This is a genomic window from Mycobacterium sp. NGS40, from assembly GCF_059812735.1.
Window position 1 is genome coordinate 1 of the sequence record NZ_JCALDG010000094.1, and the last position, 1,053, is coordinate 1,053.

The window sequence follows — 1,053 nt, forward strand, 5'->3', positions numbered from 1 at the left end:
TGTATGACCTCGGCTGATGCTTGACGTTTCGATTCCGGGTGATGCCTGACAGTGTTTCGGTTGATCCTTTACAGCGGTTTCGGCTGATCCTTGACACTCCCTAGATGAGGGAGTTGAGCGTGGCCGAGCAACGGTATGCGGCCGTGTTGGCGGTGATCAGTGATGGGTTGTCGATTTCGCAGGTCGCCGAGAAAGTGGGAGTGTCGCGCCAAACGCTGCACTCGTGGTTAGCCCGCTATGAGGCCGAGGGCCTCGACGGGTTGGCGGATCGGTCGCATCGGCCGGTGAGTTGTCCGCATCAGATGCCCGCGGCCGTGGAGGCCGCGGTGCTGGAGTTGCGGCGGTCGCGTCCGTATTGGGGGCCGCGGCGGTTGGTGTTCGAGCTCGCCAAGCGCCAGGTGTCTCCGGTGCCGTCGTCGTCGGCGGTGTATCGGGCGTTGCTGCGGGCTGGCTTGATTGACCCGACCGCCCGGGATCGGCGTTCGCGCAAGTGGAAACGCTGGGAGCGGGGGGCGCCGATGGAGTTGTGGCAGATGGACATCGTCGGCGGGTTTCCGCTGGCCGACGGCACCTCGGCGAAGGCGTTGACGGGTATTGATGATCATTCCCGGATGTGCGTGTGCGCTAAGTTGATGGCGCGTGAGCGCACCCGTGCGGTCTGTGACGGCTTGCGGGCGGCACTAGCGACCTACGGGGCGCCCGAGCAGATCTTGACCGATAACGGCAAGGTGTTCACCGGCCGGTTCTTTCATCCGCCGGTGGAGGTGCTCTTCGATGCGATCTGCCGCGAAAACGGGATCGAGCATCTGCTCACCCAGCCCCGTTCGCCGACAACGACGGGCAAGATCGAGCGGTTCCACCGCAGTCTGCGTGCGGAATTCCTAGGCAGCGCAGCACCTTTTGCGACTTTGAAGGCCGCCCAGCAAGCCCTCGATGAGTGGGTGGATGACTACAACACCGCCCGACCACACCAATCGCTGAACATGGACACCCCCGCCCAGCGGTTCGCCCGCCCCGCCGCCGTGGCCCGGGCCAGCGCGCCGGCGCCACCGG

At 65.1% G+C, this 1,053-nt stretch carries 1 protein-coding gene; it reads left to right on the forward strand.

Annotated elements, in window-relative coordinates:
* Positions 1–104: 104 nt before the first annotated feature.
* Positions 105–1,053: IS481 family transposase (locus tag AC5Y5O_RS32050; RefSeq protein ID WP_500028751.1), on the forward strand; the 949-nt coding region annotated here is incomplete at its 3' end.